The organism is Nonomuraea sp. NPDC050786 (assembly GCF_040654115.1).
In the GTDB taxonomy this organism is placed as follows: domain Bacteria; phylum Actinomycetota; class Actinomycetes; order Streptosporangiales; family Streptosporangiaceae; genus Nonomuraea.
The window spans coordinates 74634-99065 of sequence record NZ_JBFAHJ010000022.1; the positions used below are offsets into that span (position 1 = coordinate 74634).

A 24432-nucleotide genomic window follows, 5' to 3' on the forward strand; every position below is an offset into this window, starting at 1 on the left:
CGCCGAGCGACGGCTCGATCGCGCGCCGGTCATCGGTGGGCGGCCCGGCTGATCGGGCGCCTGCGCCGCGCGGAGCGACGCCGCGCCACGGCCCGCCGGCCCGGCGCCCCGAAGGACGCGGGCACCTGCCCCCGGGCGACATCCGCCGGGGGCAGGGGACGGGGTGTCAGGCGGAGGCCTGCTTGGTCCAGCGCTCCAGGCCGTCGGCGTCGATGGGCAGGGCGTCCGAAAGGATCTCGGCGCCGGACGCGGTGACCAGCAGGTCGTCCTCGAGCCGGACGCCGATCCCGCGCAGCTCCGGCGGGAGCGTGCGGTCGTGGGCGTGGAAGTAGAGCCCGGGCTCGACGGTGAGCACCATCCCGGCCTCCATGACCGCCCCCTGGTACGCCTCCGGGCGGGACCGGGCGCAGTCGTGCACGTCGAGGCCCAGGTGGTGGCCGATGCCGCAGATCAGGTAGCGGCGGTGGTGCTGGCCCTGGTCCGACAGGGCCTCGTCCACCGAGACCGGCAGCAGCCCCCAGTCGTCCAGGCCGCGCGCGATGACCTCCATGGCCGCGTGGTGGAAGTCGGTGAAGCGGTGGCCGGGGCCGACCTGCGCCATGCCCGCCCGGTGCGCCTTCTCCACCAGGTCGTGCACCTGCCGCTGGACGGGGGAGAAGGTGCCCGAGGCGGGGAAGGTGCGGGTGACGTCGGCGGTGTAGCCACTGCGTACCTCGACGCCCATGTCGAGCAGGAGCAGCTCGTCGGGCAGGACGGGGCCGTCGCAGCGGACCCAGTGCAGGGTGGGGGCGTGCGGGCCGCTGCCGACGATGGTGGGGTAGCCGGGGCCGTTGCCATACGCCCTGGCGTACCGGTCGAACGTGCCCTGCAGCCACCGCTCGCCCGCGCCCTCGACGGCCGCCGGGAGCTCGGCCAGCACCGCCGCGAAGCCCTCGACGGTACGGTCCACGGCCTCGCGGAGCTGGCCGATCTCCCACTCGTCCTTGATCATGCGCAGCTCGGCCAGCACGCGCGGGAGGTCGTCCTGCGGCTGCGCGGGGTCGGTGAAGTCGCTCAGCGGCCGCACCTCGACACCGAGCGCCGCCGCCCACTCCGTGACCGACGGGGACGGGCCCACCCACAGCTCCCCGTACGCGGCGTCGGCGAAGAAGCCGATCTCGCCGGGGCGGGCGGGCGGAGGGAGGTACAGGGTGGCGGCGCCGTCGGCGATCACGGCCACGGCGTTCTCCACGGCGCAGCCGGTGAGCCAGTAGAAGTCGCTGTCCACGCGGAAGTCGTAGTACGTGTCGTTGTTGCGTACCGGAGCCCGCCCGGCCTTCACGACCACGGTCCTGCCGGGGAGCGCGGCGGCCAGGCGCTCCCGGTGCGCGGCGGCGGCCTCGGCCGCGCCGGGCACCAACGTCGGGGTGCGCGCGGGGGAGTCCCAGCCCTGGGCGATGTAGTCCAAGAACGCGGGGATCTCGGTTAGCTTGGGGGGTTTGCCATCACTCACCCGTGATTCCTCCTCCTATGTCGCGTACGAGCCCGGTCAGCCGGGCGAAGACCCGTTCCTCGCCGATGCCGTCGTGCTCGTACTCGTTGGTGACCCAGGCCTGCGTGTTGCCGACCCTGGACGCGGTGTCCAGTTGCAGGCCGGAGTCGACGTACATGTCGTCGAAGTAGACGGCCGCCGCCACCGGCACCTCGTTGGCCGCCAGGCGGTCCAGGTCGTAGAGCACGGGCCAGTCGGCACGCGCGGCGAGGAGATCGACGGCGGCGCGGAAGGGGCGCAGCGCGCGGATCTCCTCGAACATCCAGGGGTAGATCATCTCGCCGGTGAACAGCAGCGGCCTGGCGTCCTCGGCGAAGGCGGGGTGCCGGGCGCGCTCGTGCTGCGCCGCCCAGGCCGTCGCGCCGGGGCCGGAGCCGTAGATGCTCTCCTGCAGCGCGGCGAAGAGCGGGTTGTCGGCGTAGGAGGAGCGGGCCAGCACCTGGTGCAGGAACGTCTCGGGCAGCTCGCCCCCTTTGTCCGGCAGGGATTCGTCGAGGAGCCAGTGCATGCGCTCGTAGCCCGGCTTCATGCCGAAGTCGATCCCCAGCGACTGCAGCCGCCGCACGGTCAGCACGTCGCCGTCGGGCAGCAGGACGTCGCCCTGCGCCAGCCGGTCGGCCAGGCGGGCCACGGTCTCCACGTGGTGCGGGTAGCGGCGGTAGAACTCGGCGTTCTTGGCCGCGACCCGCGGATAGGTGCGCCGGTAGACCTCCGCGGCGTCGGGGTCCAGCGCGGGCAGGCCGCCCGCCACGTAGCAGGCGCTCAGGCCCTCGGGCGCGTTCGACAGGTACGTCAGCGTCAGGAAGCCGCCGTAGCTCTGCCCGAGCGTCGACCAGCGCCGGCCGCCGAAGACGGTCCTGCGCAGGTGCTCGGCGTCGGCCACGATCGAGTCCGCGCGGAAGCGGGCCAGGTAGTCGGCGCCCTCCTGCGGGTCGAGCGCGCTCATCACCCGCCCGTCGATCCGCGAGCTGCGGCCCGTGCCCCGCTGGTCGAGCAGGATCACCCGGTACGTCTCCAGCGCCTTGCCGAGCCAGCCCGACGTGCCGACAGGCCGCGGGCCCTTGCCGCCCGGGCCGCCCTGCAGGTAGAGCAGGCACGGCAGGTCGTCGCCGTCCCGTACGGGATCCACCAGCTCCCTGGCGAACACCCTGATCGTGGCCTCGGGATCGGACCAGTCGAGCGGTACCTCGACGACGTGGTCGCGTACCCGCATCCCGGGGATCGTGTAGGTCGCGGTGATCACACCTTCTCCCTCCTGCGGCGGTCCCACTCCGGGTTGATGCGCGGGATGGCCGCCAGCAGCGTCCGCGTGTACTCGTCCTGGGGGTCGCCGAAGACCTGCTCGGTTTCCCCCAGCTCGACGATCTTCCCTTTGCTCATCACCGCGACCCGCTGGGCGATCTGCCGGACGACGGCCAGGTCGTGGGCGATGAACACGTAGCTGAAGCCGCTCTCGCGCTGCAGCCGCCGCAGCAGCTCGAGCACCTGGGCCTGCACCGACACGTCCAGCGCCGAGACGGCCTCGTCGCAGATCACCAGCTTGGGGTTGACGGCCAGCGCGCGGGCGATGCCGATGCGCTGGGCCTGCCCGCCGGAGAACTGCGCGGGGTAGCGCAGGGAGTGATCGGGGTTCAGGCCGACGCGCTCCATCAGCTCCTTGGCGTGCGCCCGGCGGCTGCCGTTGGGCGCGATGCCCTGGTAGACCAGGGGCGCCATCAGGATCCGCTCCACCGTGTGACGGGGGTTGAGCGAGGAGAACGGGTCCTGGAAGACGACCTGGACGTTGGCGCGGAAGCGGGCCAGGTCGGCCCCCTTGGCGTGGGTGACGTCCTCGCCGTCGAACTCCAGCGTGCCCTCGCTCGGGTCCATCAGCTTGGCGATCATGCGGGCGGTCGTCGACTTGCCGCTGCCGGACTCGCCGACCACCGCCAGCGTCTCGCCGAGCCGTACGTCGAAGCTGACCTGGTCGACCGCCGTGAACTCGGCCTTGGCGCCCAGCGGCCCGCGCGAGACGAACCGCTTGGTCAGGTCACGGGCGCGCAGCAGGGTCATGCGATCACTCCACCGTCTACTGGGTCGTCGATGCGCGGGATGCTCTCCAAGAGCATCCGGGTGTAGTCGTGGCGCGGCTCGGCGAACACCTGCTCGGCCGTGCCGTACTCGACCTGCTCGCCCTGGCGCATCACCAGCACGCGCGTGGCGATCGAGCTGATCACGGCCAGGTCGTGCGTGATGAAGACCATGCCCATGCCGCGCTCCTCGCGCAGGCGGGCCAGCAGCTTCAGGATCTGCGCCTGCACGGTCACGTCCAGCGCCGTGGTCGGCTCGTCGGCGATCAGCAGCTCGGGGGAGCACACCAGGGCCATGGCGATCATGATGCGCTGCCGCTGCCCGCCGGAGAACTGGTGCGGGTAGTAGTCCACCCGCCGCTCCGCGTCCGGCAGGCCGACCTGATCGAGCGCCTCGATCGCGACCTTCCTGGCCGCGCCGCGCGAGCCGCCGCGGTGCGCGCGGTACATCTCCTCGATCTGCAGGCCGACGGTGTAGTACGGGTTGAGGGACGACAGCGGGTCCTGGAAGATCATCGACATCCGTTCGCCGCGCAGCCGCCGCAGCTCGCGGTCGGAGCGGCCGAGCAGCTCCATGCCGTCCAGCCGGATGCTCCCGCTGGTCCTGGCGCCCTTGGGCAGCAGCCCCATGACCGCCAGGCTCGTCATCGACTTGCCGGAGCCCGACTCGCCGACGATCCCGACCGTCTCGTCCCGTCCGACCGTGAACGACACGCCATTGACCACGTTCACCAGGCCGCGCGTGGTCGGGAAGGTGACGGTGAGGTCCTCCACGACAAGCAGTTCGCTCATTTCGCCGCGATCCTCACTCTCGGGTCCAGCCTCGCGTAGACGATGTCCACCACCAGGTTCCCGACCACTACGAAGAACGCCGCCAGCAGGGTCACCGCCATGATCACCGGCTGGTCGTTCTTGTAGATCGAGTCGGCGGCCATCTTGCCGACACCGTTCAGCCCGAACACCGTCTCGGTGATCAGTGCGCCGCCCAGCAGCGCGGCGAAGTCCATGCCGAAGATCGTGGCGATCGGCGTCAGCGCCGGGCGCAGCGCGTGCCTGCGCAGGGTCAGCGCCGGGCTCAGCCCCTTGGACCTGGCCGTGCGCATGAAGTTCTCGGCAAGGGTGTCGATGACGTTCGCCCTGGTCAGCCGGGCGTACAGGCAGGCGTAGACGGTGGCCAGCACCACCCACGGCATGAGGTACGACTGGAACCACACCACCGGATCGTCGCCGAACGTCACGGCCCGCGGGAACGGCAGCACCTGCAGCTGCACCACCAGCACGTACTGCAGCGCCAGCGCCAGCACGTAGTTGGGGATGCTGGAGCCGCCCAGCGCCAGGCCCATGGCGGCGCGGTCCCACCAGGTGCCCTCCTTGACGGCGCTGACCAGGCCCGCGGTGACCCCGATGAGCAGCCACAGCACCGCGGCCCCGATCGCCACCGTGGCGCTGACCGGCAGCCGCTCGACCACCATGTCCCACACGGACTGGCCGGTCTGGAAGCTGTAGCCCAGGCACGGGGCGCCGCAGTGCACCAGGTTCGCGCCCTCGCCGTAGTCGCGCCCGGCGAAGATTCCGAAGAGGAAGGCGAAGAACTGCGTCAGGAGCGGCTTGTCCAGCCCCAGCACGGCGTGGATCTGGTTGATGCGCTCCTGCGTGCAGGTCTTCCCGCAGATCATCACGGCCGGGTCGGGCTGGAGCGTGAAGAAGATGATGAACGTGAACAGGCACACCAGGAAGAGGATCAGCACCACCCAGGCGAGCCGTCCGGCCAGGTAACGCGCCATCAGGAGGCCTCCCCGGCGTCGAGCGTGGCCCGCAGCCGGTCGCCGAGGACCGTCAGCGACAGCACGGTGAGGAACAGGAACGCGCCGGGGATCGCGAAGTACATCGGATCGACGGCGTACCAGCCGACCGAGCTGAAGATCATCTGTCCCCACGACGGCGTCGGCGGCGTCACGCCGACGCCCAGGAAGGACAGCCCCGCCTCGGTGCCGACGTAGCCGGGCACGGCCAGGGTGGTCATCACGATCAGCGAGCTGCGCAGGTTCGGCAGGATCTCCTTGAACACCAGCGCGCGCGTGGATGCGCCCGACGCGCGGGCTGCCTCCACGAACTCCCTGTTCACCAGCGTCAGCGTCTGCCCGCGCACCACCCGCGCCAGGTACGGCCAGCCGAAGAAGCTGATCACCAGGACCAGCAGCACCGGCCGGTTGCCCTGCGGGAGCGAGGACAGGATCGCGATCATGAAGATGAGCGCCGGGAAGGCCATGAGGAAGTCCATGACCCGGCAGATCACCTGGTCCACCCAGCCCTGGTAGAACCCGGCCAGCATGCCCAGCACCACGCCCAGCAGGGTCGTCAGCGCCGTGGCCGAGACCGCGATCAGCAGGGAGACGCGCGCGCCGTAGGCGATGCGCGCCAGGATGTCGCGGCCGTTCTGCGGCTCGACGCCCAGCAGGTGGTCGGCGCTGATGCCGCCGAGCGACCCGCGCGGCACCCCGCCCAGGTCGGTGTCGACGGCGGCGGTGTCGAAGTCGTTCGGCCCGTGACCGGTGATCGCGCTGATCAGCGGCGCGCAGATCGCCATCAGCACGATCAGCGTGAGGAACGCGGTGCTCAGCACCGCGCCCCGATCACGCAGCAGCGCGCTCGCGACCCGCCGGCCCGACGTGGCAGGGGAAAGAGCTGCGACGGTCATCTACTTCGTCGGCTTCGCCAGTCCGACGGAGATCAGGTCGATGCCGCCGGAGAACGAGTTGGACTGGTAGGCGCCCGCGATGTTCGAGCCGACGAGGAGGATGAGCTTCTCGTACGCCAGCGGCACCACCGGCGCCAGCTTCATGATCTCCTTGTCCAGCTCGCCGTAGGCCGCGTTGGCCTGGTTGACGTCCGTCATCGCGGCGATCTCGTCGATCCGCTCGTTGATCCCCTTGTCGTTGAGCTGAGCGAGGTTCGAGTTGCCCTTGGGCGTGATGTTGCGGCCGTCGAACAGCGGCGGCAGGAACGTCGCGCCGGAGGCCCAGTCGGGGCACCAGCCGGTGACGGCGGCGTCGTGCTGCTGCGCCGGCGTGCCGATGACCTCGTAGAACGTCGAGGTGTCGATGTTGTTGATCTTGACGTCGATCTTCACCTGCTTGAGCGCGTCCTGGATCGCCACCGCCACCGCGGCCATCTTCGGGTCCGGGCGGGTGTCCAGCGTCAGGGAGAACCCGTCCGCGAGGCCGGCCTCGGCCAGCAGCTTCTTGGCCTCCTCGGGGTTGTACGGGTAGAGGTCGTAGTCGACCCGGCCCGCGATCGTGGGCGGCTGGATCGAGGTGCCCTTGGCGGCCAGCGCGCCGCCGCCCATCCCCGCGACCACGGTGTCCTTGTTGATCGCGTAGTTGATCGCCTGGCGCACGCGCACGTCGTTCAGGGGCTTCTTGGTGGTGTTCAGGCCCATGTACGTGGTGCAGCCGTTGAGCCCGGAGAGCGTGCGCTGCTTGATCTGCGGCTGCTGCACCCGCGCCACGGTCGCCGCCTGGATCGACGGGCCGAGGGCGTCGGCGTCGGTGCCCTGCCCGGCCAGCATGCGCTCGTCGATCGTGGCCGGGTCCAGGCCGAACGTCCACTCGAACGCGTCCGGCTTGGCCGCCCGCACGCTGTCGGTCTCACGCTTCCACTGCGGGTTGCGCTCCAGCTTCAGCGAGACGCCGCGCTGGTAGCTCGCCACCTTGTACGGCCCGCTCGCGATCGGCTTGGTGTCGAACGCCGCGCCCGCCCCCGTGCCCTTGGGGAAGGGCGTGAAGTTGACCATCGCCAGCGCGCTCGGGAAGTCGGCGAGGGGCTTCTTCAGGTGGAAGACGACCGTCTTGTCGTCGGGCGTCTCGATGGTCTTCAGGTCGCCGTCGAGGTACGGGCCCTTGTAGTCCTTCGGCGCGTCCAGCAGCAGCTTGCCGTACGGCGAGCCGATCCCGGCCTCCGGGTCGAAGGTGCGGGAGAAGCCGAACTTCACGGCCTCGCTGTTGATCGGCGTGCCGTCCTCGAAGAACAGGTTGTCCTTGAGTTTGTAGGTCCAGGTCTTGCCGCCGTCGGAGGGGGTGCCCGTGTCGGTGGCCAGGTCGGGCACCACCTTCGTGCCCTCGGCGCCCGGACCCGCGCCGAACATCGTCAGCCCCCGGTAGATGAGTCGGTAGAAGTTGTTGACGCCGCCGTCCCAGCCGCGCGCCGGGTCCAGGTGGGAGAAGTCCGCCTTGGCCAGGATGTGGACGGTGCCGCCCGTGGCGGCGGGCGCGCCCGGCCCGCTCGACGTGCCCGCACCGGTGCCCGCGCCCGTGCCGGTGCCCCCAGCGCCGCCGCCTCCGCCACACGCGGTGAGCGCCAGCACGGCGGTCATGGTGACGCTCGCGAGCGCCGCAGATCTCCTCATGTTGCCTTCTTTCCGTTGGTTCAGGGGGTCCTGACCCAGACCCGCATGGCTTGGGGTCCGCGGTTGCCCCACAGGAAGTAGGGGACGAAGGTCGCCGCGACCCTCATCTCCGGGAGCGCGTCGTCAAGAGGGAGCTCGGGGTAGAGCTCGGCGGAGGGCGGGGGCGCCGCGCCGGCGTCCACGCGCAGCACGACGGTCTCGTCCCGCCGCTCGATGTACGCGCTGACAGCGTCACGGGCCCCGACCACCAGGTCGTCGACCGGGGCCTGGGGGCTGTCGTGCTGCTCGACGCAGTAGACCAGCGGCCCGCGGGCCAGGGCGGCCGCGCCTCTGGTGGCGTCGAGGTAGGGGTGGGAGCCGTGTGCCCTGACCGGCATGGGCAGGGTGAGGCGTACCTCGTCGCCCGCCGACCATGCGCGGTGCAGGGTGACCCAGCCGCCCGACGCCCGCGCGTCGCAGGGCTCGCCGTTGACGGTGATCGTCACGTCCCTGGCCCAGCCGGGGATCCGCAGCACCAGGTCGTACGGGCGGTCGGGGGCCCGCTCGACGGCGATGCGCACGTCGCCGTCCCACGGGTAGGCGCTCTCCATCGCCAGGTCCAGCTCGTCGGTCCGGATCGTGGCCTCGGTGTAGGCGGCGACCAGCACGGCGCCGTCCCGCTCGGCCGCCACGTAGTCGGCGAGCTGGGCCATCCAGCGGACGATGTTCGGCGGGCAGCACGGGCAGCCGAACCACGCGCGCCGCAGCGGCTCGCCGTCCGGCTCCGCGCCGCTGCGCTGCTCGTGGTCGGGGCGGCGCTGGAGCGGGTTGTCGTAGAAGAACGCCCTGCCGTCCGCCGACAGGCCCACGGCGTAGGCGTTGTAGAGCACGCGCTCGAACACGTCGAGGTATTTCGCGCCGCCGGTGGCCAGGAACATCCGCCAGGCCCACTGCATCACGGCGATGGCCGCGCAGGTCTCGCTGTAGGCCCGCTCGGACGGCAGCTCGTACCTGTCGCCGATCGCCTCGTCGGAGTGCCGGCTGCCCAGGCCGCCGGTGACGTACAGCTTGGTCGCCACCATGTCGTCCCAGAGCCGCTCCAGCGCCTCCAGCAGCGACCGGTCACCGGTCTCCAGGAGGACGTCGGTCGCGCCCGCCGCCAGGTACGCCATGCGCACGGCGTGCCCGGTCACCGACGGCAGCTCGCGGAAGGGCACGTGATCCTGGAAGTACTCGCCGGAGAAGGTGCGGTGCTCGAGCTGCCCCGTGCCCCTGCGGTCGACGAAGGCCGCCGCCATGGCCAGGTAGCCGCGCTCGCCCGTCTCCCTGAACAGCTCGACCAGGGCCATCTCCACCTCGGGATGCCCGCAGACGCCCCGGTCGCGGAACCTGTCCAGCACCAGGTCGGCGAAGCGCACCGCCACGCGCAGCAGCCGGTCGTCGCCCATCCGCCGGTTGGCGGCGACGGCGGCCTGGATGAGGTGGCCGAGGTTGTAGAGCTCGTGCCCCCAGGTCAGGTCCTCCCACGGCTGCTTGGACGAGGCCGGGTCCTGGAAGAAGGAGTTGAGGTAGCCGTCCTGGGCCTGGACCTGTTCGAGGAGGCCGACGACCTCGTCGAAGAACTCCCTGGTGGCGGTGTCGCCGTCGCCCAGCTCGTACGCCAGGCCCTCCAGGGTCTTGTACAGGTCGGTGTCCAGGAACGGATACCGGCCCCGGTAGGGGGCGGGGTCGTCCTCCAGCAGGCGGCTCAGGTTCGCCACGTTGCCCGCGGCGCGGAGCTGATCGATGGTGTGCGGGATCGTGGCCGTGCTGTTGCGACGCTGCCAGTGGTGGAGCAGACCGCCGGTGATGCGCACCCCGGACACCGGCCGCACGGCCCCCGACGCGGTGCGTACGGCACCGGCCAGGGGCTTGACCTGCTTAGACGTCATGAACCATCCCAGTAATGTGTGGCATTGCACTGCACCCTAGGGGCCGGGGCGCCCTGTTGCCAAGGGTTACGGATGGGGCTTCCCGCGAACGTAACAGGACCGAAACCATCTAAGGGTGCTGGCCGGAGGTGGGTGGCGACCCGCCTGTCAGATGAAAAGCCGCGTTTTCGAGCCCATTGAGATGGATGCGTTCTATGGTGTGCGACATCCCCGCTGTTCGCCTTCACCGGAGCCGATCATGCCCCTCGACTTACGACCCGCCGCCGCCATTGTTCTGATCATCGCCGCCGCGAATCTCGGCGCCACCGCGAATGCGCAGGCTGCCCCGCCGAATACGAGCCCACGGCAGGCCGGCTGCGCGATATCACCCGCCAGATGCGGATATCCCGACGCGACCAACACCGGCGTTCCGGCCGGTACGAAATTGACGGTGGTGAAGGGCGATCTCTCCATCACCAAGGCGGGCGCGGTCGTCGACGGCAAGGACATCAGGGGCTGCGTCGAGGTCAAAGCGCCGAACGTGACCATCCGCCGCTCCAAGGTCACGTGCACCGGCTACTACGCCATCGGCAGCTTCGTCGAGTCCTACAAGGGCGGCGGCCTGCTGCTCGAGGACGTCGAGGTGGACTGCCGCAACCACAACACCACCGGCGTCGGCTCCTACGGGATGGCCGCCAGGCGGCTGAACATCCACGGGTGCGAGAACGGTTTCGACATCGACGACACCACTACCGTCGCCGATTCCTACATCCACGACCTGTACGAAGGCGCCACCGGGCACGCCGACGGCATTCAGCTCGCGGGCGGCTCCAATATCCGGATCATCCACAACACCATTTACGCGCCCGGCGGCACCTCGGCGATCATCAGCCATCCCACGAACAATTCCAACGTGCTCGTCGAGAACAACCTGCTCGCCGGGGGCGCGTACACGCTGTATTGCCCGCGCGACCACAGCCGCGACTACCGCGTCATCGGAAATCGGTTCGGGCGCAATTTCTCCCTCAAGAGCGGTGCGTATGGGGCGTGGACCGACTGCCGTAAAGCCGCCGTCGTGCAGGACAACTTCTGGGACAACACCCTGAGGCCGCTGTGACCCTGCGCAGGAGGTCGATCGCTCAGAGTGGCGACGACTGACAAAAATTGAAATCTGTCAGTTCCAATGTGGCATGCTGGCCCCATGAGAACTTTGGGAACCGGCGGCCCGGTCGTCTCCGACCTCGGGCTGGGTTGCATGGGAATGTCGGACCTGTACGGGCCGGCCGACGCGTCCGAGTCCGTCGCCACCATCCACGCCGCTCTCGACGCCGGCATCACGCTGCTCGACACGGGCGACTTCTACGGAATGGGCCACAACGAGCTGCTCATCCGCGAGGCGCTCAAGAGCCGCTCGCGCGACGACGTGACGATCAGCGTGAAGTTCGGCGCGCAGCGCGACTACGACGGCAACTGGCTCGGCTATGACGGCCGGCCGGCGGCCGTCAAGACCTCGCTCGCCTACACCCTGCGCCGCCTCGACACCGACCACGTGGACGTCTACCGGATCGCCCGGGTGGACCCGGACGTGCCCATCGAGGAGACCGTCGGGGCCATCGCCGAGGAGGTCCGGAAGGGGCACGTCCGCCACATCGGGCTGTCCGAGGCCGGGGCGGAGACCATCCGGCGGGCCAACGCCGTTCATCCGATCGCCGACGTGCAGCTCGAATACTCCCTGCTGTCCAGGGGGATCGAGCGGGACATCCTGCCCGCCTGCCGCGAGCTCGGCGTCGCGGTCACCGCGTACGGCGTGCTGTCCAGGGGCCTGCTCAGCGGTCACTGGTCCAAGGAGCGCGAGCTGGGCAAGGGGGACTTCCGCGCCGTCAGCCCGCGCTTCTCCGGCGACAACCTCGCGCACAACCTGACACTGGTGGATGCGCTCCGCACGCTGGCCGAGGCCAAGGGGGTCACGGTGGCGCAGCTGGCCATCGCCTGGGTGCTGGCCCAGGGCGACGACATCGTCCCGCTCGTCGGGGCGCGGCGGCGCGAGCGGCTGGCCGAGGCGCTCGGGGCTCTGGACGTCGCGCTGACGGCGGAGGAGCTGGCCGCGATCGAGGCCGCCGTGCCCGCGGGGGCGGCCGCGGGCGAGCGCTACGGCGAGGCGCAGCTGGCCATGCTCGACAGTGAACGCTGACCATCCGGTGCGGAAGGTCTCAATGGCGGTCCTTGTGGTGATGTGGCGGCGCTAGGGTTGCGCGCGTGCATATCGACGTGTGGTTGGAGGCGGTCCCGGCCGGATGGATCTACGCCATGGTCGCGCTCGTGATCGGGCTCGAGAGCCTCGGCATCCCGCTGCCGGGCGAGATCGTGCTGGTCAGCGCCGCGATTCTGGCCTCCAAGGGCGTGGTGCACCCGCTCTGGGTGGGCGTGTGCGCGAGTGCCGGGGCGATCGTGGGCGACTCGGCCGGGTACGCGATCGGGCGTAAGGGGGGCGCGCCGCTGTTCGCGCGGCTCGGGCGGCGCTTCCCCAAGCACTTCGGCCCGCGGCACGTGGCCAGGGCCGAGCGGTACTTCCAGCGGTTCGGCGTGTGGGCGGTCTTCGTCGGCCGGTTCATCGCACTGCTGCGCATCCTGGCCGGACCGCTGGCGGGGGCGCTGCGCATGCCGTACTGGAAGTTCGCCGTCGCCAATGTGCTCGGCGGGATCGTGTGGGCGGGCGGCACCACCACGGTGATCTTCTATCTCGGGCTCGTCGCCGAGAAGTGGCTGAAGGGCTTCTCCTGGGTGGGGCTCGCGGTGGCCGTGGTGTTCGGGATCTGCACCACGCTCTACCTCAAGCGGCGGGCCGCCTCAGCGCTCGATGAGGGTGACCTCGAGGGAGTAGTGCGAGGCCCGGTAGACGTGTGAGCCGTGCTCGACGGCCCTGCCCTGGTCGTCGTACGTGGTGCGGACCATCGTGAGCAGCGGCGCGCCGCGGCGCTCCTCCAGGAGCCTGGCCTCGGCCTGGGTCGCGGCCCGCGCGCCGATGCGCTGGTTGGCCACCCGCATCCGCACGCCCGCGGCGCGCAGCAGCTCGTAGAGGCCGCGGCCCTCCAGGTCGGCGGAGCTCAGCTGGGCCAGGCCGAGCGGCAGCCAGTTGTGCAGCACCGCCAGCGGCTCCCCGGCCGCGAACCGCAGCCGCTCGAGGTAGAGGACCTCGGTGCCCGGCTCCACGCCCAGAATGGGGGCGACCTCCTCCTGGACCGGACGCGGCTCCAGCGCCAGCACCTGCGTGGCCGGCTCCTGGCCCGCCCGGCGCAGGTCGTCGTAGAGGCTGGTCAGCTCCACCGAGCGCTTGACCTGCCCGTGCACGACCTGCGTGCCCACACCGCGCTTGCGCACCAGCAGGCCCTTGTCCACCAGATACTGGATGGCCTGGCGGATCGTCGGCCGCGACAGGCCCAGCTTGTCGGCCAGCAGGATCTCGTTGTCCAGCCGGGAGCCGGGCGCCAGGTCCCCTCGCCGGATCGCCTCGGCGATCTGCTCGGCCACCTGGAAGTAGAGCGGCACTGGGCTGGATCGATCCAGGTCGATGGCCAGGTTCGCGGTCATGCTGATCAGCTTAGCCCAGGTCAGAATGTCCTGACAAATGATCCGAGCAGCAGATATCCCGCCGTACTTCTCCGGACCCCCGGGGCACCCGCCCCGGGGGTGGGGGCCGTGCGCCCTACTGAGGCCGGACGTTGTGGTTGCCGGCGAACAGGTTGCCGGGGTCGTACTGGCGCTTGACCGCCGCGAGCCGCTCATAGGTCTGCGCCGGATAGATCGCGGCGACATCCTCGTCGGCGGCGGAGGAGAGGAAGTTGGCGTACGCGCCGTCGACGTGCGGTGCGAGCCTTCCCCAGATCGCTTCCAGCGCGGGGCGGGCGGCCTCGACGACCGGCTGGGGACCCAGAGTGGTCGTCATGAACATCAGCTCCGCCCGGCGATGCGCGTAGGCGGTGGCGTCGCCGGCGATGCGGGACACCGCGCCGCCGACGCTGCGGACGGAGATGGCCGGCGACCCCTGCGACGTCCCGACCTCGGCAAGGATGCGCAGGACCTCCGGCACCGACTCCCTGCCGACGAATGCGCTCCGGGTGAGCAACCGGATGCCGGGCGGCGGGACCAACCCGTCCACCAGCACCTCCGCATAGGGCTTCAGCGCGACGTCGTCGTCGATCACCGTGCCGAGCCGGCGGATCGGGTCGATCGCCTCGGCCGCGAGCTCCGGGTCGTCGCCGTCGAAGGCGACCTGGATCTCGACCGGCGCCTCGGGCCCGCCGGCGAAGGGATTGGCGAAGCTCACGATGGAGGTGAGCTCTTCCGGGGCGGTACGCAGGTACTCCGCCCATCCCTGGAGCACGCCGGCCGCCTCCGATGCCGGGAAGGCGATCTTGCCGAAGAAGACGTCCGTCGTCGGGTGCGCCGCGAACTCGAAGGCGGTCACGATCCCGAAATTGCCGCCGCCACCGCGGATCGCCCAGAACAGCTCCGGGTTCTCCTCGGCGCTCGCCCGCACGACCTCCCCGCCGGCGGTGACCACCTCCGCGGCGACCACGCTGTCCAGGGCCAGGCCGTACTTCCTGACCTTCCAGCCGATGCCGCCGCTCAACGTCAGCCCGCCGACACCCACGCCCCTGGTGTCGCCCGAGGAGATCGCCAGGCCGTGCGGGGCCAGGGCGGCCGCGACCTGACCCCAGGTGGCGCCGCCGCCGATCCGTACGAGGTGGCGCTCCTTGTCGACGATCTCCACGGTCGCGAGCAGGCTGAGGTCGATCACAACGCCGCCGTCGTTGGTGCCGAAGCCCGCGAAGGCATGGCCGCCGCCGCGCACGGAGAGCGCGAGCCCCGCGTCCGCGGCGAATCCGACAGCCGCTCGCACGTCCACGACGCTCTTGGGCCGCAGGACATAGGCCGGGCTGCCCGAGGCCAGCACCGAGCGGCTGGCCGATTCGTACTCCGCTGCGCCCGGCTCGATGATGTCGCCGCCGAAGTCGCGGCGAAGGGTTTCCAGTGTCGAACTCATGACCACTCGACGCCGGCGGGCCGGCATTTGTGACGGCGTCATCCTGTGATGTGCGCCACAGGCAGGAGTGTCACCGGCGGAAGGCCGGGATCGACTACCGTCTCGGTGTCACAGAACGGCGGGGTCCGGCATCTGATGGGTGACACAGTCGAGAGTGAAGTGGAGCCGTCAATGGCCGGTACGTCGCAGACCACGCCCGAAGATCACGGCGGGGGCAGGGAAGGGGACGACCGCGTGGACTCCGCCACCGAGGCGTTCGTCGCCCACCGCAACCTGCTGTTCACCGTCGCCTACGAGATGCTCGGCTCGGCCGCCGACGCCGAGGACGTCCTGCAGGAGGCCTGGCTGCGGTGGGCGGGCGTCGACCTCGACGCGGTGCGGGAGCAGCGTGCCTACCTGGTGCGGATCGTCACCCGGCAGGCGCTGAGCCGGCTGCGGACGCTGGGCCGGCGCAAGGAGTCCTATGTCGGGCCGTGGCTGCCCGAGCCGCTGCTGACCACGCCCGACGTGGCCGAGGACGTCGAGCTGGCCGACAGCGTCTCGATGGCGATGCTGCTGGTGATGGAGACGCTTGGGCCGACCGAGCGGGCGGTGTTCGTGCTGCGCGAGGTGTTCGGCCTGGAGTACGACGAGATCGCCGAGGCCGTCGGCAAGAGCCCGGCCGCGGTCCGCCAGATCGCCCACCGGGCTCGGGCGCATGTCGCCGCGCGCCGGCCGCGCGGGGTCGTCTCCCCGGCCGAGACCCGCGACGCGCTCACGGCGTTCCAGCGGGCGATCGAAACGGGCGACCTGCAACGCCTGCTCGACGTCCTCGCGCCGGACGTCGTCCTGCTGACCGACGGCGGCGGGATCAAGCATGCCGCGCTGACGCCCGTCGCGGGAGCCGACCGGGTGGCCGAGGTGCTGGGCCGGATCCCCGACGTGGCGTCGCTGCTGACGGCACAGGTCAACGGCCATCCGGCGCTGATCGTCCGGCTCGACGGCGAGATCGACACCGTCGTGGCGGTCCGCATCGAGGACGGTCTCATCGCCGGGCTCTACGCCGTACGCAATCCCGAGAAGCTGTCGCACATGGGACGGGAGACCGCCCTGCACCGCTGAGCCCCGGGACGGTGCGTGGGCGCGGGCGTGGGCATAGAGGGTCCTGATGACTTCACGATCTGCTGGATCCTGTGCTGGAGAAGACATGGACGCGACACACCTGCTCGACATCGCCACCGAGGCGGCCAGAGCCGTCGGCCCGCGGCTGCGCAAGGCGTTCAGATCGCGGCCCGACGTGGCCACCAAGATCGACTTCCACGACCCCGTGACCGAGCACGACCGGGCCGCGGAGGAGACCATCCGCGCGATCATCACCACCCGCCTGCCCGAGAGTGCGATCGTCGGCGAGGAGGGCGGCTCGACCGGCTCCGGCGACCTCGTCTGGTACGTCGACCCCATTGACGGCACCGCGAACTTCGCCACCGGGCTGCCGTTCTTCTGCGTGTCCATCGCCGCCGCCGTGCGCGGCGAGCTGGTGGCCGGCGTGGTGTACGACCCCGTACGGGAGGACGAGTTCAGCGCCACCACCGAGGGCGCCTGGTGCAACGGCACGCCACTGCGCAGCGTGGGAGCCTCGAGAGACCGGGAGGCGATGCTGCTGACGAGCTATCCGACGGCCCGCGACATGGAGGTGGACGCGGAGGCGGCGCTCGGGCGCTACGGGCGGTTCCTGACGTCGTTCTCCGCCGTGCGCCGGCCGGGCAGCGCCGCGCTCAAGCTCGCGCACGTGGCCGCGGGCTGGTCGGACGCCGCGTACGGCACCCGGGCCCATCCCTGGGACGTGGCGGCGGGTGCGCTGCTGGTGCGCCAGGCCGGTGGCGTGTACCTCGGCGATCCGCTGGCCCAGGGTGACTATCTCGCCCATGTGGGCGGCTTCGACCTGGACGGCTCGGTGCTGGCCGAGGTGGCGCCCAGATGAGGCGGTGCCTGGGGTGAGCACGCCCCGGTAGGAGGCGCCTGGAGTGGGGAGGTGCCTGGAGTCGGGAGGCGTCGGGGTCAGCGGATGAGCGGGGGCAGGTCGGTCAGCGTGGTGATGCGCGGGAAGCCGGCGGGCGGCGGCTCGACGCCGAGCCGGTCGAGCCAGACCGACCGCATCCCGGTCGGCGCCGGCCCCGTCACGTCCTTGTCCACGTCGTCGCCCACCAGCAGCACCTCTTCTGGCGCCAGCCCGAGCGCCGCCGCCGCGCCCGTGTACGCGGCGGGCGACGGCTTGAAGTGGCCGCCCAGCACCTCGCCCGTCAGCACCGGCCCGACCAGCCCGGCCAGCCCGATCGCGCGGACCTTCGCCTCCTGCAACCGCTGCGTCCCGTTCGTCAGCACCCCGAGGACGAGTCCGTCCAGCTCCGCCAGCGCCTGCGCCACGTCGTGGTGGGCCGTCCAGTTCTGCCGGTAGCGCTCGGAGAAGTCCGCGTAGGCCACATCCAGATCAACGGGGGCCGGCACGGCCAGCTCCTGGCAGAGCGCGCGCAGGCGGAGCCGCCGCTGCTCCTGCAGCGAGCAGGTGCCCGCGTGCCACATCGCCAGGTACGGCCCCTCCAGCCCGGCCCAGAGCACGGCCACCTCGTCCAGCCGCGGGTGGCCGGGCGAGTGCGCCGACACCCAGGCGACGATCGCGGCGTCGGCGGCGCCCCGGTGGTCGAGCAGCGTGTCGTCCAGGTCGAACAGCACGCCCTTGATGCCCGGCAGGGCCGCTGTCACCGCGGGCCTCCAGCAGTGATCTCGGGAGCCCTCCCACGGCGGCGGCCGTCGGCGAGGCTCCGGTGGGGAGGGGACATGCCGTTCATCTTAGGAGAAAGCGGCTCCACGCCCACGGCGGAGGCCCGGGGGTCAGTGCTGCCTGCGGAAGTCCCCGGCCCGTCGCACATGGTCGATCATGATGCGTTCGGCGGTCTCGGCGTCGCCGGACTCCAGGGCGGCCAGGATGCCTTCGTGCGCCTCGAGCTGGGCCTTGACCTGGGTGTCGTCCAGCCACAGCGACGCCTCGGCGGGCACGGGGAAGCTGTTGCGCACCGACCTGGCGTGCGCGCCCAGGAAGGCGGGGCCGCCGATGTCCACGATGCGCAGGTGGAATCGCCTGCTCTGGTCGCCGAGCCGGTCACGCCTGCCGTGCGCGGCGTCGTCGGCCATGGAGGCGTGCAGCTCGCGCAGCCCGGCCAGCTCCTCGGGGGTGATCTTCTCCGCCGCCAGGCGCGCCCCCAGGCCCTCGACCACCGCGCGCAGGCCGTAGTACTCGGTCAGGGCCTCGTCGCCGAGGTCCACGACGGTCGCGCCGCGATGCGCCTCGTAGCTGATCAGCCGGTCCTTCTCCAGCCTGCGCAGCGCCTCGCGCACGGGCGTGACCGAGACGCCCAGCCGGCGGGCCACCTCCCCGGCCCGCAGCGCCGTGCCGCCCGGGATCCGCGCGGTACGGATCTCGTCGAGCAGCACGCTGTAGACGTACTCGGCCTTGCTCATGGGCGGCCGCGGCTCCGTGGGCGACATGACGACAAGTGTCTCGCAGATCGTCGGCTGGTTGACCTATGACATATTTCTTATAAGTTACATACCCATGACGAGCCTCGCCGACCTGCGGGTCATCGACGCGGCGACGCTGTTCGCCGGTCCCTCCGCCGCGATGATGCTGGGCGACTTCGGCGCCGACGTGATCAAAATCGAGCACCCCCGGCGCGGCGACCCCTCGCGCGGGCACGGCGCCTCCCTGAACGGGGTGGGGCTGTGGTGGAAGACGCTCTCACGCAACAAGCGCACCGCGGCCGTGGACCTGTCGCACGCCGAAGGGCAGGAGATCCTGCGCCGCCTGGCCGAGCGGTCCGACGTGCTGATCGAGAACTTCCGCCCCGGCACCCTGGAGCGGTGGAACCTGGCCCCGGAAGACCTGCTCAAGCTCAACCCGCGGCTGATCGTGGCGAGGATGACCGGGTTCGGGCAGTTCGGGCCGATGGCCAGGCAGCCGGGGTTCGGGACGCTGGCCGAGGCCATGAGCGGCTTCGCGGCCATGACCGGGGAGCCCGACGGGCCGCCCACGCTGCCGCCGCTGGCCCTGGCCGACGGCATCGCGGGCCTCGCCATGTCGTACGCGATCATGGTGGCCCTGCGCGCCCGTGAGCGGACCGGACGCGGCCAGGTCATCGACCTGGCGATCATCGAGCCCATCATGGGCCTGCTCGGGCCGCAGATGACCGCGTACAAGGCGCTCGGGGCCGTGCCCCGGCGGACCGGCAACCGGTCCAGCAGCAACGCGCCGCGCAACACGTACCGGACCCGCGACGGGCGGTGGCTGACCATCTCCACCAGCGCCCAGCCCATCGCCGAGCGGGTGATCACCCTGGTGGGGCGGCCCGACCTGGTCGAGCAGCCGTGGTTCGCCAGCGGGCACGGGCGCGTGCAGCACGTGGACGAGCTGGACGAGGCGGTCGCCTCCTGGATCGCCGAGCGGGACGCCGAGGAGGTCATCGCCCGCTTCGAGGAGGTGCAGGCCGCCGTCGCGCCCATCTACGACGTCACCGACATCGCCGAGGACCCGCAGTACGCGGCGCTCGGGACGTTCCAGGAGGTGCCGGACGAGGAGCTCGGCTCGCTCACCATGCAGAACGTCTTCTTCCGCCTGTCGGACACGCCCGGCGAGATCCGCTGGCCGGGGCGGCGGCTCGGGCGCGACACCGACGAGGTGCTCGGCGAGCTCGACTACCCGGACGAGCGGATCGCCGCCCTGCGCGAGGCCGGGGTGATCGCGTGAACGTCCCCGTGACCTGGCTGTACGTGCCCGGTGACCGGCCCGAGCGGTTCGACAAGGCCGTCGCCTCCGGCGCGGACGTGGTCATCGTCGACCTGGAGGACGCGGTCGCGCCCGCCCGCAAGGACGAGGCCCGCGCCAACGCCGTCGCCTACCTGCGCGCCCGCCGCGCCGATCCGCGTCCTGAGGGCGCCATGGGTGAGGGCCCTCATGGGCCGGGCGATGGTGCGGTGACGCGGGTGCATGTGCGGATCAACGACCTGGGCACCGAGCGCGGGCGGGCCGACCTCGAGGCCGTCGGGGACCTCGCCGACGGCGTGCGGCTGCCCAAGGTCGAGTCGGCCGCCGTGCTCGACGCGATCACCGGCGCCCCCGCGTACGCGCTGCTGGAGTCGGCGGCCGGGATCGTGGCGGCCCGGGAGATCGCGGCGCACCCCAAGGTGGCCGGCGTCGCGCTCGGCGAGCAGGACCTCGCCGCCGAGCTGGCCGTCACGGACGAGCGGGCCATGGACCATCTCAGGCTCCAGGTGGTCCTCGCCGCCGCCGCGGCCGGACTGCCGCCGGTGCCCATGTCCGTCTTCCCGAACGTCAAGGACGAGGCCGGGCTCCTCGCCTCCTGCCTGGCGGGTCGCGCGCTCGGCCTGTTCGGCAGGACCGCGATCCACCCTCGCCAGATCCCGGTGATCCGGCGCGCGTTCCGCCCCTCCGAGGAGGAGGCGGCCAGGGCGGCCGAGATCGTCGAGGCGGCCGAACAGGCCGAGCGATCGGGCGCCGGCGCGGTCGCCCTGCCCGACGGGCGCTTCGTGGACGCCCCCATCGTCGCCAGAGCCCGCCGCACACTCGCCCTGGCCCACCGCCTGGCCGAGCGGCCCGCGAGCGCCCCATAGCCGCCGAACCACCCCACCCCTTTCCCCATGGGAGGTCATTTCGCCATGGGAATCGCCGTATGGGCGCTCATCGCCCACATCGCGATCATCGTTGTCTGGAACGGCGGTGGCAGGCGGGCGAGGACTAGGACGGGTACCAGCGGACCGACAGCTCCTCGTCCACCGGCGCGGGCCCCGGCAGGTCCCGGTGGGCCGGTGGGATCCGCAGCGAGTCCAGCACCAGCGCCAGGTAACGGTGGCGCAGCTGGGAGGTGCGCTCCTCGCCGCCGAGCTTGATCGAGGCCATCTGCTCGAACAGCAGCGCGATGTCCGCCACCGTCACGTCCGGCCGCAGCACGCCGGCCGCCACGGCACGGTGGTGGACCTCGGTGGCCAGCTCCGAGGCCCTGACCGCGTCGCGGCCCAGCTCCTCGGTCGGCGTGAACGTGCCCGCCAGCTTGATCGTCAGTGAATTGGTGTCGGCGTCGACGATGCCGCGCATGTAGCCGGCGAACGCCTCCCAGGGGTCGCCGTCGTCGGCCAGCGACCGCTGGGCGACCTCGATGTAGAGCTTGAGGCCGTCGCCGCAGAGCTTCTGCAGCAGCGCCTCCTTGCTGGGGTAGCGCCGGTAGAGTGCGCTGATCCCGACCCCCGCTGTCTCGGCCACGGCGGCGATGGGCGCGCCGGGATCGGCGGTGAAGACGGCCCGCGCCGCCTGCAGGATCAACTCGTCGTTGCGGGCCGCCTGCGCCTTGCGGCCACTCATGGGTGCGCTCGTCATATCCCCATACTATCGGAACGTATAGTTCCGTTCTACGGGTGATAAGTCAGCATGTCTATACATAGAGATGATATTGGGATACAACCGGGGCGAGCCCGTTGGTCTTGGAGGTGTCCTATGAGACGTACCCCGATCGTGCTGGCCCTGCTGGGCGCGCTCACCGTCGCCGGCTGCTCCTCCGCGGGGAGACAGAGCGCGCAGAGCGCCCCCGCGAGCTCCGCGGCCGCGGCCCCCGCGAGCGCCACCTACGCCGTCATCACCCACGCCTCCCCGGGCGACTCCTTCTGGGACGTGGTCAAGAACGGCGCCGAGGCCGCGGGCAAGCAGTACGGCGTGAAGGTCACCTACCAGGGCGACGGCGACCCCGCCAAGCAGTCGCAACTCATCGACCAGGCCGTCTCCGAGAAGGTGGACGGCATCGTGGTCTCCATGGCCAACCCCGACGCGCTGAAGGAGGCCATCGGCAAGGCCGTCACCGCCAAGATCCCGGTCATCACCATCAACTCGGGCGCCGACTCGTCCAAGGCCTTCGGTGCCATCACCCACGTCGGCCAGTCGGAGGAGGTGGCCGGGCGCGGCGCGGGCGAGCAGCTCAAGGCCGCCGGCGTCACCAAGCTGCTCTGCGTCATCCACGAGGCCGGCAACGTCGGCCTCGACCAGCGCTGCAAGGGCGCCGAGCAGACGCTGGGCGGCACGGTCGAGCGGCTGCAGGTGGACGTGAGCAACCTGGCCGACGTCACCTCCAAGGTCACCGCCAAGCTCCAGTCGGACAAGCAGGTCAACGGCGTGCTCGCGCTCAACCCGGCCGTCGCGGTCGCCGCCAGGGACGCCGTCAAGGACGCCGGGTCGCAGGCCAAGCTGGCCACGTTCGACCTGTCGGCCGACGTGGTGTCCGCGATCAAGGACGGGGAGATCCTGTTCGCCGTGGACCAGCAGCAGTACCTGCAGGGCTACCTGCCGATCACGTTCCTCAACCTGTACAAGGACAACCTCAACACCGTCGGTGGCGGGCTGCCCGTCAACACCGGACCCGGCTTCGTGACCAAGGACAACGCCGACCAGGTGGCCAAGCTGGCCGAGGCGGGCACGCGATGACGATCGCGGCCGACGAGCGGGTCGCCGACGTCGGCCTGGCCCGGCGCCTGCTGATCAGGCCCGAGCTGGGCGCGGTGGTCGGCCTGGTCGTGGTGTTCGTCTTCTTCGCCGCCCAGTCGCCGGTGTTCCGGTCGCCGGCCGGCATCGCGAACTGGCTCGACCCGGCCGCCACGCTCGGCATCATGGCCGTCGCGGTCGCCCTGTTGATGATCGGCGGCGAGTTCGACCTGTCGGCGGGCGTGCTGACCGGCACGAGCGGGCTGATCCTCGTCACGCTGGCCACCCGCTTCGGGTTCGACGTGTGGACGGCCATGCTGGTCGGGCTGGTCGTGGCGCTCGGCATCGGGTTCGCCAACGGCCTGGTCGTCACCAGGACCAGGCTGCCCAGCTTCATCGTCACGCTGGGCACGTTCCTCATGCTCCAAGGCGTCAACCTCGGCGTCACCAAGGCCATCACCGGGACCGTGCAGGTCAGCGGCCTGCGCCGGGCCTCGGGGTTCGAGGGCGCGAACGCGGTCTTCGCGGGGACCGTCGAGATCGGCGGCACCTCGTTCCGGGTGGCGATCCTGTGGTGGGTCCTGGCGACCGCCGCGGCCACCTGGGTGCTCATGCGCTCCAAGGCCGGCAACTGGATCTTCGCGGTGGGCGGCAACGAGCAGGCCGCCCGCGCGGTCGGCGTGCCCGCCGCCCGTACGAAGATCGCGCTCTTCATGACCACCGCGTTCGCCGCCTGGCTGGTCGGCTCCATCCTGGCGCTGCGCTACACGTCCGTCCAGGCCAACATCGGCATCGGGCAGGAGTTCATCTACATCATCGCCGCCGTCATCGGCGGCTGCCTGCTCACCGGCGGGTACGGCTCCGCCATCGGGGCGGCCATCGGCGCGGTCATCTTCGGCATGGCCGACAAGGGCATCGTCTTCCTGGGCTGGAACGCCGACTGGTTCAAGTTCTTCCTGGGCGCGATGCTGCTGCTGGCGACGCTGGCCAACCGCCTGGTCCGGCGGTACGCCGAGGAGGTGCGGCATTGATCCTCGAGACCAGGGGCATCGGCAAGACGTTCGGCTCGGTGCTGGCGCTGCGCGAGGTGTCGATGGGCGTGCGCGCCGGCGAGGTCACCTGCGTGCTCGGCGACAACGGCGCGGGCAAGTCCACACTCATCAAGATCCTCGCCGGGGTGCACCAGCACGACGCGGGCACGCTCCTGGTGGACGGACAGGAGGTACGCCTCGCCGGCCCCCGCGATGCGCTCGACCGCGGCATCGCCACCGTCTACCAGGACCTGGCGATGATCCCGCTCATGTCGGTCTGGCGGAACTTCTTCCTCGGCTCCGAACCCCGCAAGGGCCTGGCCTTCGACGTGGCGCGGGCGCGCCGCGTGGCGCGGGAGGAGCTGCGGGCCATGGGCATCGACATCCGCGACGTGGACCAGCCGGTCGGCACGCTCTCCGGCGGCGAGCGGCAGTCGGTGGCCATCGCCAGGGCCGTCCACTTCGGCGCCCGCGTCCTCATCCTCGACGAGCCCACCTCCGCGCTCGGCGTCAAGCAGGCCGGCGTCGTGCTGCGCTACATCGCCAGGGCGCGCGACCGCGGGCTCGGCGTCGTCTTCATCACCCACAACCCCCACCACGCCTACCCGGTGGGGGACCGGTTCCTGCTGCTCAACCGGGGCGCCAGCGTGGGCGAGTACGGCAGGGGCGACATCACCCCGCAGGAGCTGACCGCCCTGATGGCGGGCGGGGCGGAGCTGGAGGAGCTGGCGCACGAGCTGCGGCGGGAGTGAACTTCTTGGCCAGAACTTGACGATTTCCGGCGGTGAACTGGGGGCACAAAAAGGCACAAATCCCTCGACGTGTACCTGCACCCGGGAGGGCACCGTGCGGCAGATCAGGGCGTACTCGATGTACGCGCCGGCGGCGGTGCCTCCGGGACCGTTATTACGCCATTGAGGCGAGCCGCAGGGCGGGCCGCACAGGCTTAC

23 protein-coding genes are annotated in these 24432 nt (G+C 71.1%); 10 read left to right on the forward strand and 13 right to left on the reverse strand.

Features of this window, described 5'->3' with window-relative positions; all coding sequences use genetic code 11:
* Positions 1-166 precede the first annotated feature (166 nt).
* Genes AB0H84_RS33310 through AB0H84_RS33345 form a run of 8 tightly spaced genes read right to left on the reverse strand, consistent with a single transcriptional unit; the run spans position 167 to position 9915 of the window.
* Positions 167-1492, reverse strand: a complete 1326-nt coding sequence (locus tag AB0H84_RS33310; protein ID WP_357613121.1) for an aminopeptidase P family protein — start codon at positions 1490-1492, stop codon at positions 167-169.
* Positions 1485-2774, reverse strand: coding sequence for an alpha/beta fold hydrolase (locus AB0H84_RS33315; RefSeq protein ID WP_357613124.1), 1290 nt, complete (start codon positions 2772-2774; stop codon positions 1485-1487). The genes AB0H84_RS33310 and AB0H84_RS33315 overlap by 8 nt, the downstream gene beginning before the upstream one ends.
* On the reverse strand, positions 2771-3583 hold the full coding sequence (locus AB0H84_RS33320; RefSeq protein WP_357613127.1) for an ATP-binding cassette domain-containing protein: 813 nt from the start codon (positions 3581-3583) through the stop codon (positions 2771-2773). The genes AB0H84_RS33315 and AB0H84_RS33320 overlap by 4 nt, the downstream gene beginning before the upstream one ends.
* Positions 3580-4392, reverse strand: coding sequence for an ABC transporter ATP-binding protein (locus AB0H84_RS33325; RefSeq protein ID WP_357613130.1), 813 nt, complete (start codon positions 4390-4392; stop codon positions 3580-3582). The genes AB0H84_RS33320 and AB0H84_RS33325 overlap by 4 nt, the downstream gene beginning before the upstream one ends.
* On the reverse strand, positions 4389-5384 hold the full coding sequence (locus AB0H84_RS33330; protein ID WP_357613133.1) for an ABC transporter permease: 996 nt from the start codon (positions 5382-5384) through the stop codon (positions 4389-4391). Before AB0H84_RS33330 ends, AB0H84_RS33325 begins: the two co-directional genes overlap by 4 nt.
* A complete protein-coding gene (locus tag AB0H84_RS33335; RefSeq protein WP_357613136.1) occupies positions 5384-6298 on the reverse strand; it encodes an ABC transporter permease in 915 nt (304 codons plus the stop codon). The genes AB0H84_RS33330 and AB0H84_RS33335 overlap by 1 nt, the downstream gene beginning before the upstream one ends.
* Positions 6299-8005 (reverse strand): ABC transporter substrate-binding protein, encoded by a 1707-nt coding sequence (locus AB0H84_RS33340; protein WP_357613139.1) that lies wholly within the window; start codon positions 8003-8005, stop codon positions 6299-6301.
* 20 nt (positions 8006-8025) lie between these two features.
* Positions 8026-9915 carry a beta-L-arabinofuranosidase domain-containing protein gene (locus tag AB0H84_RS33345; protein ID WP_357613142.1) on the reverse strand — a complete coding sequence of 630 codons (1890 nt, stop codon included), beginning with the start codon at positions 9913-9915 and terminating at the stop codon, positions 8026-8028.
* Between the two features lie 238 nt (positions 9916-10153).
* Between AB0H84_RS33345 and AB0H84_RS33350 the strand changes: the two genes are divergently transcribed.
* The 3 genes from AB0H84_RS33350 (at position 10154) to AB0H84_RS33360 (ending at position 12798) form a co-directional block, all read left to right on the forward strand.
* Positions 10154-11011: a hypothetical protein gene (locus tag AB0H84_RS33350; RefSeq protein ID WP_357613145.1), complete on the forward strand. Its 858-nt coding sequence runs from the start codon at positions 10154-10156 to the stop codon at positions 11009-11011.
* A gap of 84 nt (positions 11012-11095) precedes the next feature.
* Entirely contained in the window at positions 11096-12085 is a 990-nt protein-coding gene (locus tag AB0H84_RS33355) for an aldo/keto reductase (protein ID WP_357613147.1), read from the forward strand.
* Positions 12086-12150: 65 nt separating this feature from the next.
* On the forward strand, positions 12151-12798 hold the full coding sequence (locus AB0H84_RS33360; RefSeq protein WP_357613150.1) for a DedA family protein: 648 nt from the start codon (positions 12151-12153) through the stop codon (positions 12796-12798).
* Here the strand turns inward: AB0H84_RS33360 and AB0H84_RS33365 are convergent.
* Both AB0H84_RS33365 and AB0H84_RS33370 read right to left on the reverse strand, forming a co-directional pair.
* Positions 12742-13482, reverse strand: coding sequence for a GntR family transcriptional regulator (locus AB0H84_RS33365; protein ID WP_357613153.1), 741 nt, complete (start codon positions 13480-13482; stop codon positions 12742-12744). The two genes, AB0H84_RS33360 and AB0H84_RS33365, sit on opposite strands and share 57 nt — an antisense overlap.
* A gap of 115 nt (positions 13483-13597) precedes the next feature.
* A complete protein-coding gene (locus AB0H84_RS33370) occupies positions 13598-14938 on the reverse strand; it encodes an FAD-binding oxidoreductase (protein WP_357613156.1) in 1341 nt (446 codons plus the stop codon).
* A gap of 171 nt (positions 14939-15109) precedes the next feature.
* Between AB0H84_RS33370 and AB0H84_RS33375 the strand changes: the two genes are divergently transcribed.
* Together AB0H84_RS33375 and AB0H84_RS33380 are read left to right on the forward strand one after the other, a co-directional pair.
* Entirely contained in the window at positions 15110-16039 is a 930-nt protein-coding gene (locus tag AB0H84_RS33375; RefSeq protein ID WP_357613159.1) for an RNA polymerase sigma-70 factor, read from the forward strand.
* Between the two features lie 85 nt (positions 16040-16124).
* Positions 16125-16898: an inositol monophosphatase family protein gene (locus AB0H84_RS33380; RefSeq protein WP_357613162.1), complete on the forward strand. Its 774-nt coding sequence runs from the start codon at positions 16125-16127 to the stop codon at positions 16896-16898.
* 77 nt (positions 16899-16975) lie between these two features.
* On the opposite strand, the gene AB0H84_RS33385 is transcribed toward AB0H84_RS33380, so the two are convergent.
* Both AB0H84_RS33385 and AB0H84_RS33390 read right to left on the reverse strand, forming a co-directional pair.
* A complete protein-coding gene (locus AB0H84_RS33385) occupies positions 16976-17677 on the reverse strand; it encodes an HAD family hydrolase (protein WP_357613164.1) in 702 nt (233 codons plus the stop codon).
* 129 nt (positions 17678-17806) lie between these two features.
* Positions 17807-18460 (reverse strand): GntR family transcriptional regulator, encoded by a 654-nt coding sequence (locus tag AB0H84_RS33390; protein ID WP_357613168.1) that lies wholly within the window; start codon positions 18458-18460, stop codon positions 17807-17809.
* Between the two features lie 67 nt (positions 18461-18527).
* Between AB0H84_RS33390 and AB0H84_RS33395 the strand changes: the two genes are divergently transcribed.
* Together AB0H84_RS33395 and AB0H84_RS33400 are read left to right on the forward strand one after the other, a co-directional pair.
* Entirely contained in the window at positions 18528-19715 is a 1188-nt protein-coding gene (locus tag AB0H84_RS33395; RefSeq protein ID WP_357613170.1) for a CoA transferase, read from the forward strand.
* The gene (locus AB0H84_RS33400; protein WP_357613173.1) at positions 19712-20599 is read left to right on the forward strand and encodes a CoA ester lyase; all 888 of its coding nucleotides are present in this window, start codon (positions 19712-19714) and stop codon (positions 20597-20599) included. The genes AB0H84_RS33395 and AB0H84_RS33400 overlap by 4 nt, the downstream gene beginning before the upstream one ends.
* Positions 20600-20723: 124 nt before the next feature.
* On the opposite strand, the gene AB0H84_RS33405 is transcribed toward AB0H84_RS33400, so the two are convergent.
* The gene (locus tag AB0H84_RS33405; RefSeq protein WP_357613176.1) at positions 20724-21359 is read right to left on the reverse strand and encodes a TetR/AcrR family transcriptional regulator; all 636 of its coding nucleotides are present in this window, start codon (positions 21357-21359) and stop codon (positions 20724-20726) included.
* A gap of 117 nt (positions 21360-21476) precedes the next feature.
* Between AB0H84_RS33405 and AB0H84_RS33410 the strand changes: the two genes are divergently transcribed.
* Genes AB0H84_RS33410 through AB0H84_RS33420 form a run of 3 tightly spaced genes read left to right on the forward strand, consistent with a single transcriptional unit; the run spans position 21477 to position 24234 of the window.
* Complete coding sequence (locus AB0H84_RS33410; RefSeq protein WP_357613178.1) at positions 21477-22454, forward strand: sugar ABC transporter substrate-binding protein; 978 nt, start codon at positions 21477-21479, stop codon at positions 22452-22454.
* A complete protein-coding gene (locus AB0H84_RS33415) occupies positions 22451-23482 on the forward strand; it encodes an ABC transporter permease (RefSeq protein WP_357613181.1) in 1032 nt (343 codons plus the stop codon). The genes AB0H84_RS33410 and AB0H84_RS33415 overlap by 4 nt, the downstream gene beginning before the upstream one ends.
* Positions 23479-24234, forward strand: a complete 756-nt coding sequence (locus tag AB0H84_RS33420) for an ATP-binding cassette domain-containing protein (RefSeq protein WP_357613184.1) — start codon at positions 23479-23481, stop codon at positions 24232-24234. Before AB0H84_RS33415 ends, AB0H84_RS33420 begins: the two co-directional genes overlap by 4 nt.
* The last annotated feature ends 198 nt before the right edge of the window (positions 24235-24432 follow it).

Excerpts from the sequence above, each read along its gene's own strand:
- AB0H84_RS33320 (WP_357613127.1), bottom strand. The coding sequence starts at position 3,583 with ATGACCCTGCTGCGCGCCCGTGACCTGACCAAGCGGTTCGTCTCGCGC.
- AB0H84_RS33325 (WP_357613130.1), bottom strand. The coding sequence starts at position 4,392 with ATGAGCGAACTGCTTGTCGTGGAGGACCTCACCGTCACCTTCCCGACC.
- AB0H84_RS33330 (WP_357613133.1), bottom strand. The coding sequence starts at position 5,384 with ATGGCGCGTTACCTGGCCGGACGGCTCGCCTGGGTGGTGCTGATCCTC.
- AB0H84_RS33335 (WP_357613136.1), bottom strand. The coding sequence starts at position 6,298 with ATGACCGTCGCAGCTCTTTCCCCTGCCACGTCGGGCCGGCGGGTCGCG.
- AB0H84_RS33340 (WP_357613139.1), bottom strand. The coding sequence starts at position 8,005 with ATGAGGAGATCTGCGGCGCTCGCGAGCGTCACCATGACCGCCGTGCTG.
- AB0H84_RS33345 (WP_357613142.1), bottom strand. The coding sequence starts at position 9,915 with ATGACGTCTAAGCAGGTCAAGCCCCTGGCCGGTGCCGTACGCACCGCG.
- AB0H84_RS33350 (WP_357613145.1), top strand. The coding sequence starts at position 10,154 with ATGCCCCTCGACTTACGACCCGCCGCCGCCATTGTTCTGATCATCGCC.
- AB0H84_RS33355 (WP_357613147.1), top strand. The coding sequence starts at position 11,096 with ATGAGAACTTTGGGAACCGGCGGCCCGGTCGTCTCCGACCTCGGGCTG.
- AB0H84_RS33365 (WP_357613153.1), bottom strand. The coding sequence starts at position 13,482 with ATGACCGCGAACCTGGCCATCGACCTGGATCGATCCAGCCCAGTGCCG.
- AB0H84_RS33370 (WP_357613156.1), bottom strand. The coding sequence starts at position 14,938 with ATGAGTTCGACACTGGAAACCCTTCGCCGCGACTTCGGCGGCGACATC.
- AB0H84_RS33375 (WP_357613159.1), top strand. The coding sequence starts at position 15,110 with ATGGCCGGTACGTCGCAGACCACGCCCGAAGATCACGGCGGGGGCAGG.
- AB0H84_RS33380 (WP_357613162.1), top strand. The coding sequence starts at position 16,125 with ATGGACGCGACACACCTGCTCGACATCGCCACCGAGGCGGCCAGAGCC.
- AB0H84_RS33390 (WP_357613168.1), bottom strand. The coding sequence starts at position 18,460 with ATGTCGCCCACGGAGCCGCGGCCGCCCATGAGCAAGGCCGAGTACGTC.
- AB0H84_RS33395 (WP_357613170.1), top strand. The coding sequence starts at position 18,528 with ATGACGAGCCTCGCCGACCTGCGGGTCATCGACGCGGCGACGCTGTTC.
- AB0H84_RS33405 (WP_357613176.1), bottom strand. The coding sequence starts at position 21,359 with ATGACGAGCGCACCCATGAGTGGCCGCAAGGCGCAGGCGGCCCGCAAC.
- AB0H84_RS33410 (WP_357613178.1), top strand. The coding sequence starts at position 21,477 with ATGAGACGTACCCCGATCGTGCTGGCCCTGCTGGGCGCGCTCACCGTC.
- AB0H84_RS33415 (WP_357613181.1), top strand. The coding sequence starts at position 22,451 with ATGACGATCGCGGCCGACGAGCGGGTCGCCGACGTCGGCCTGGCCCGG.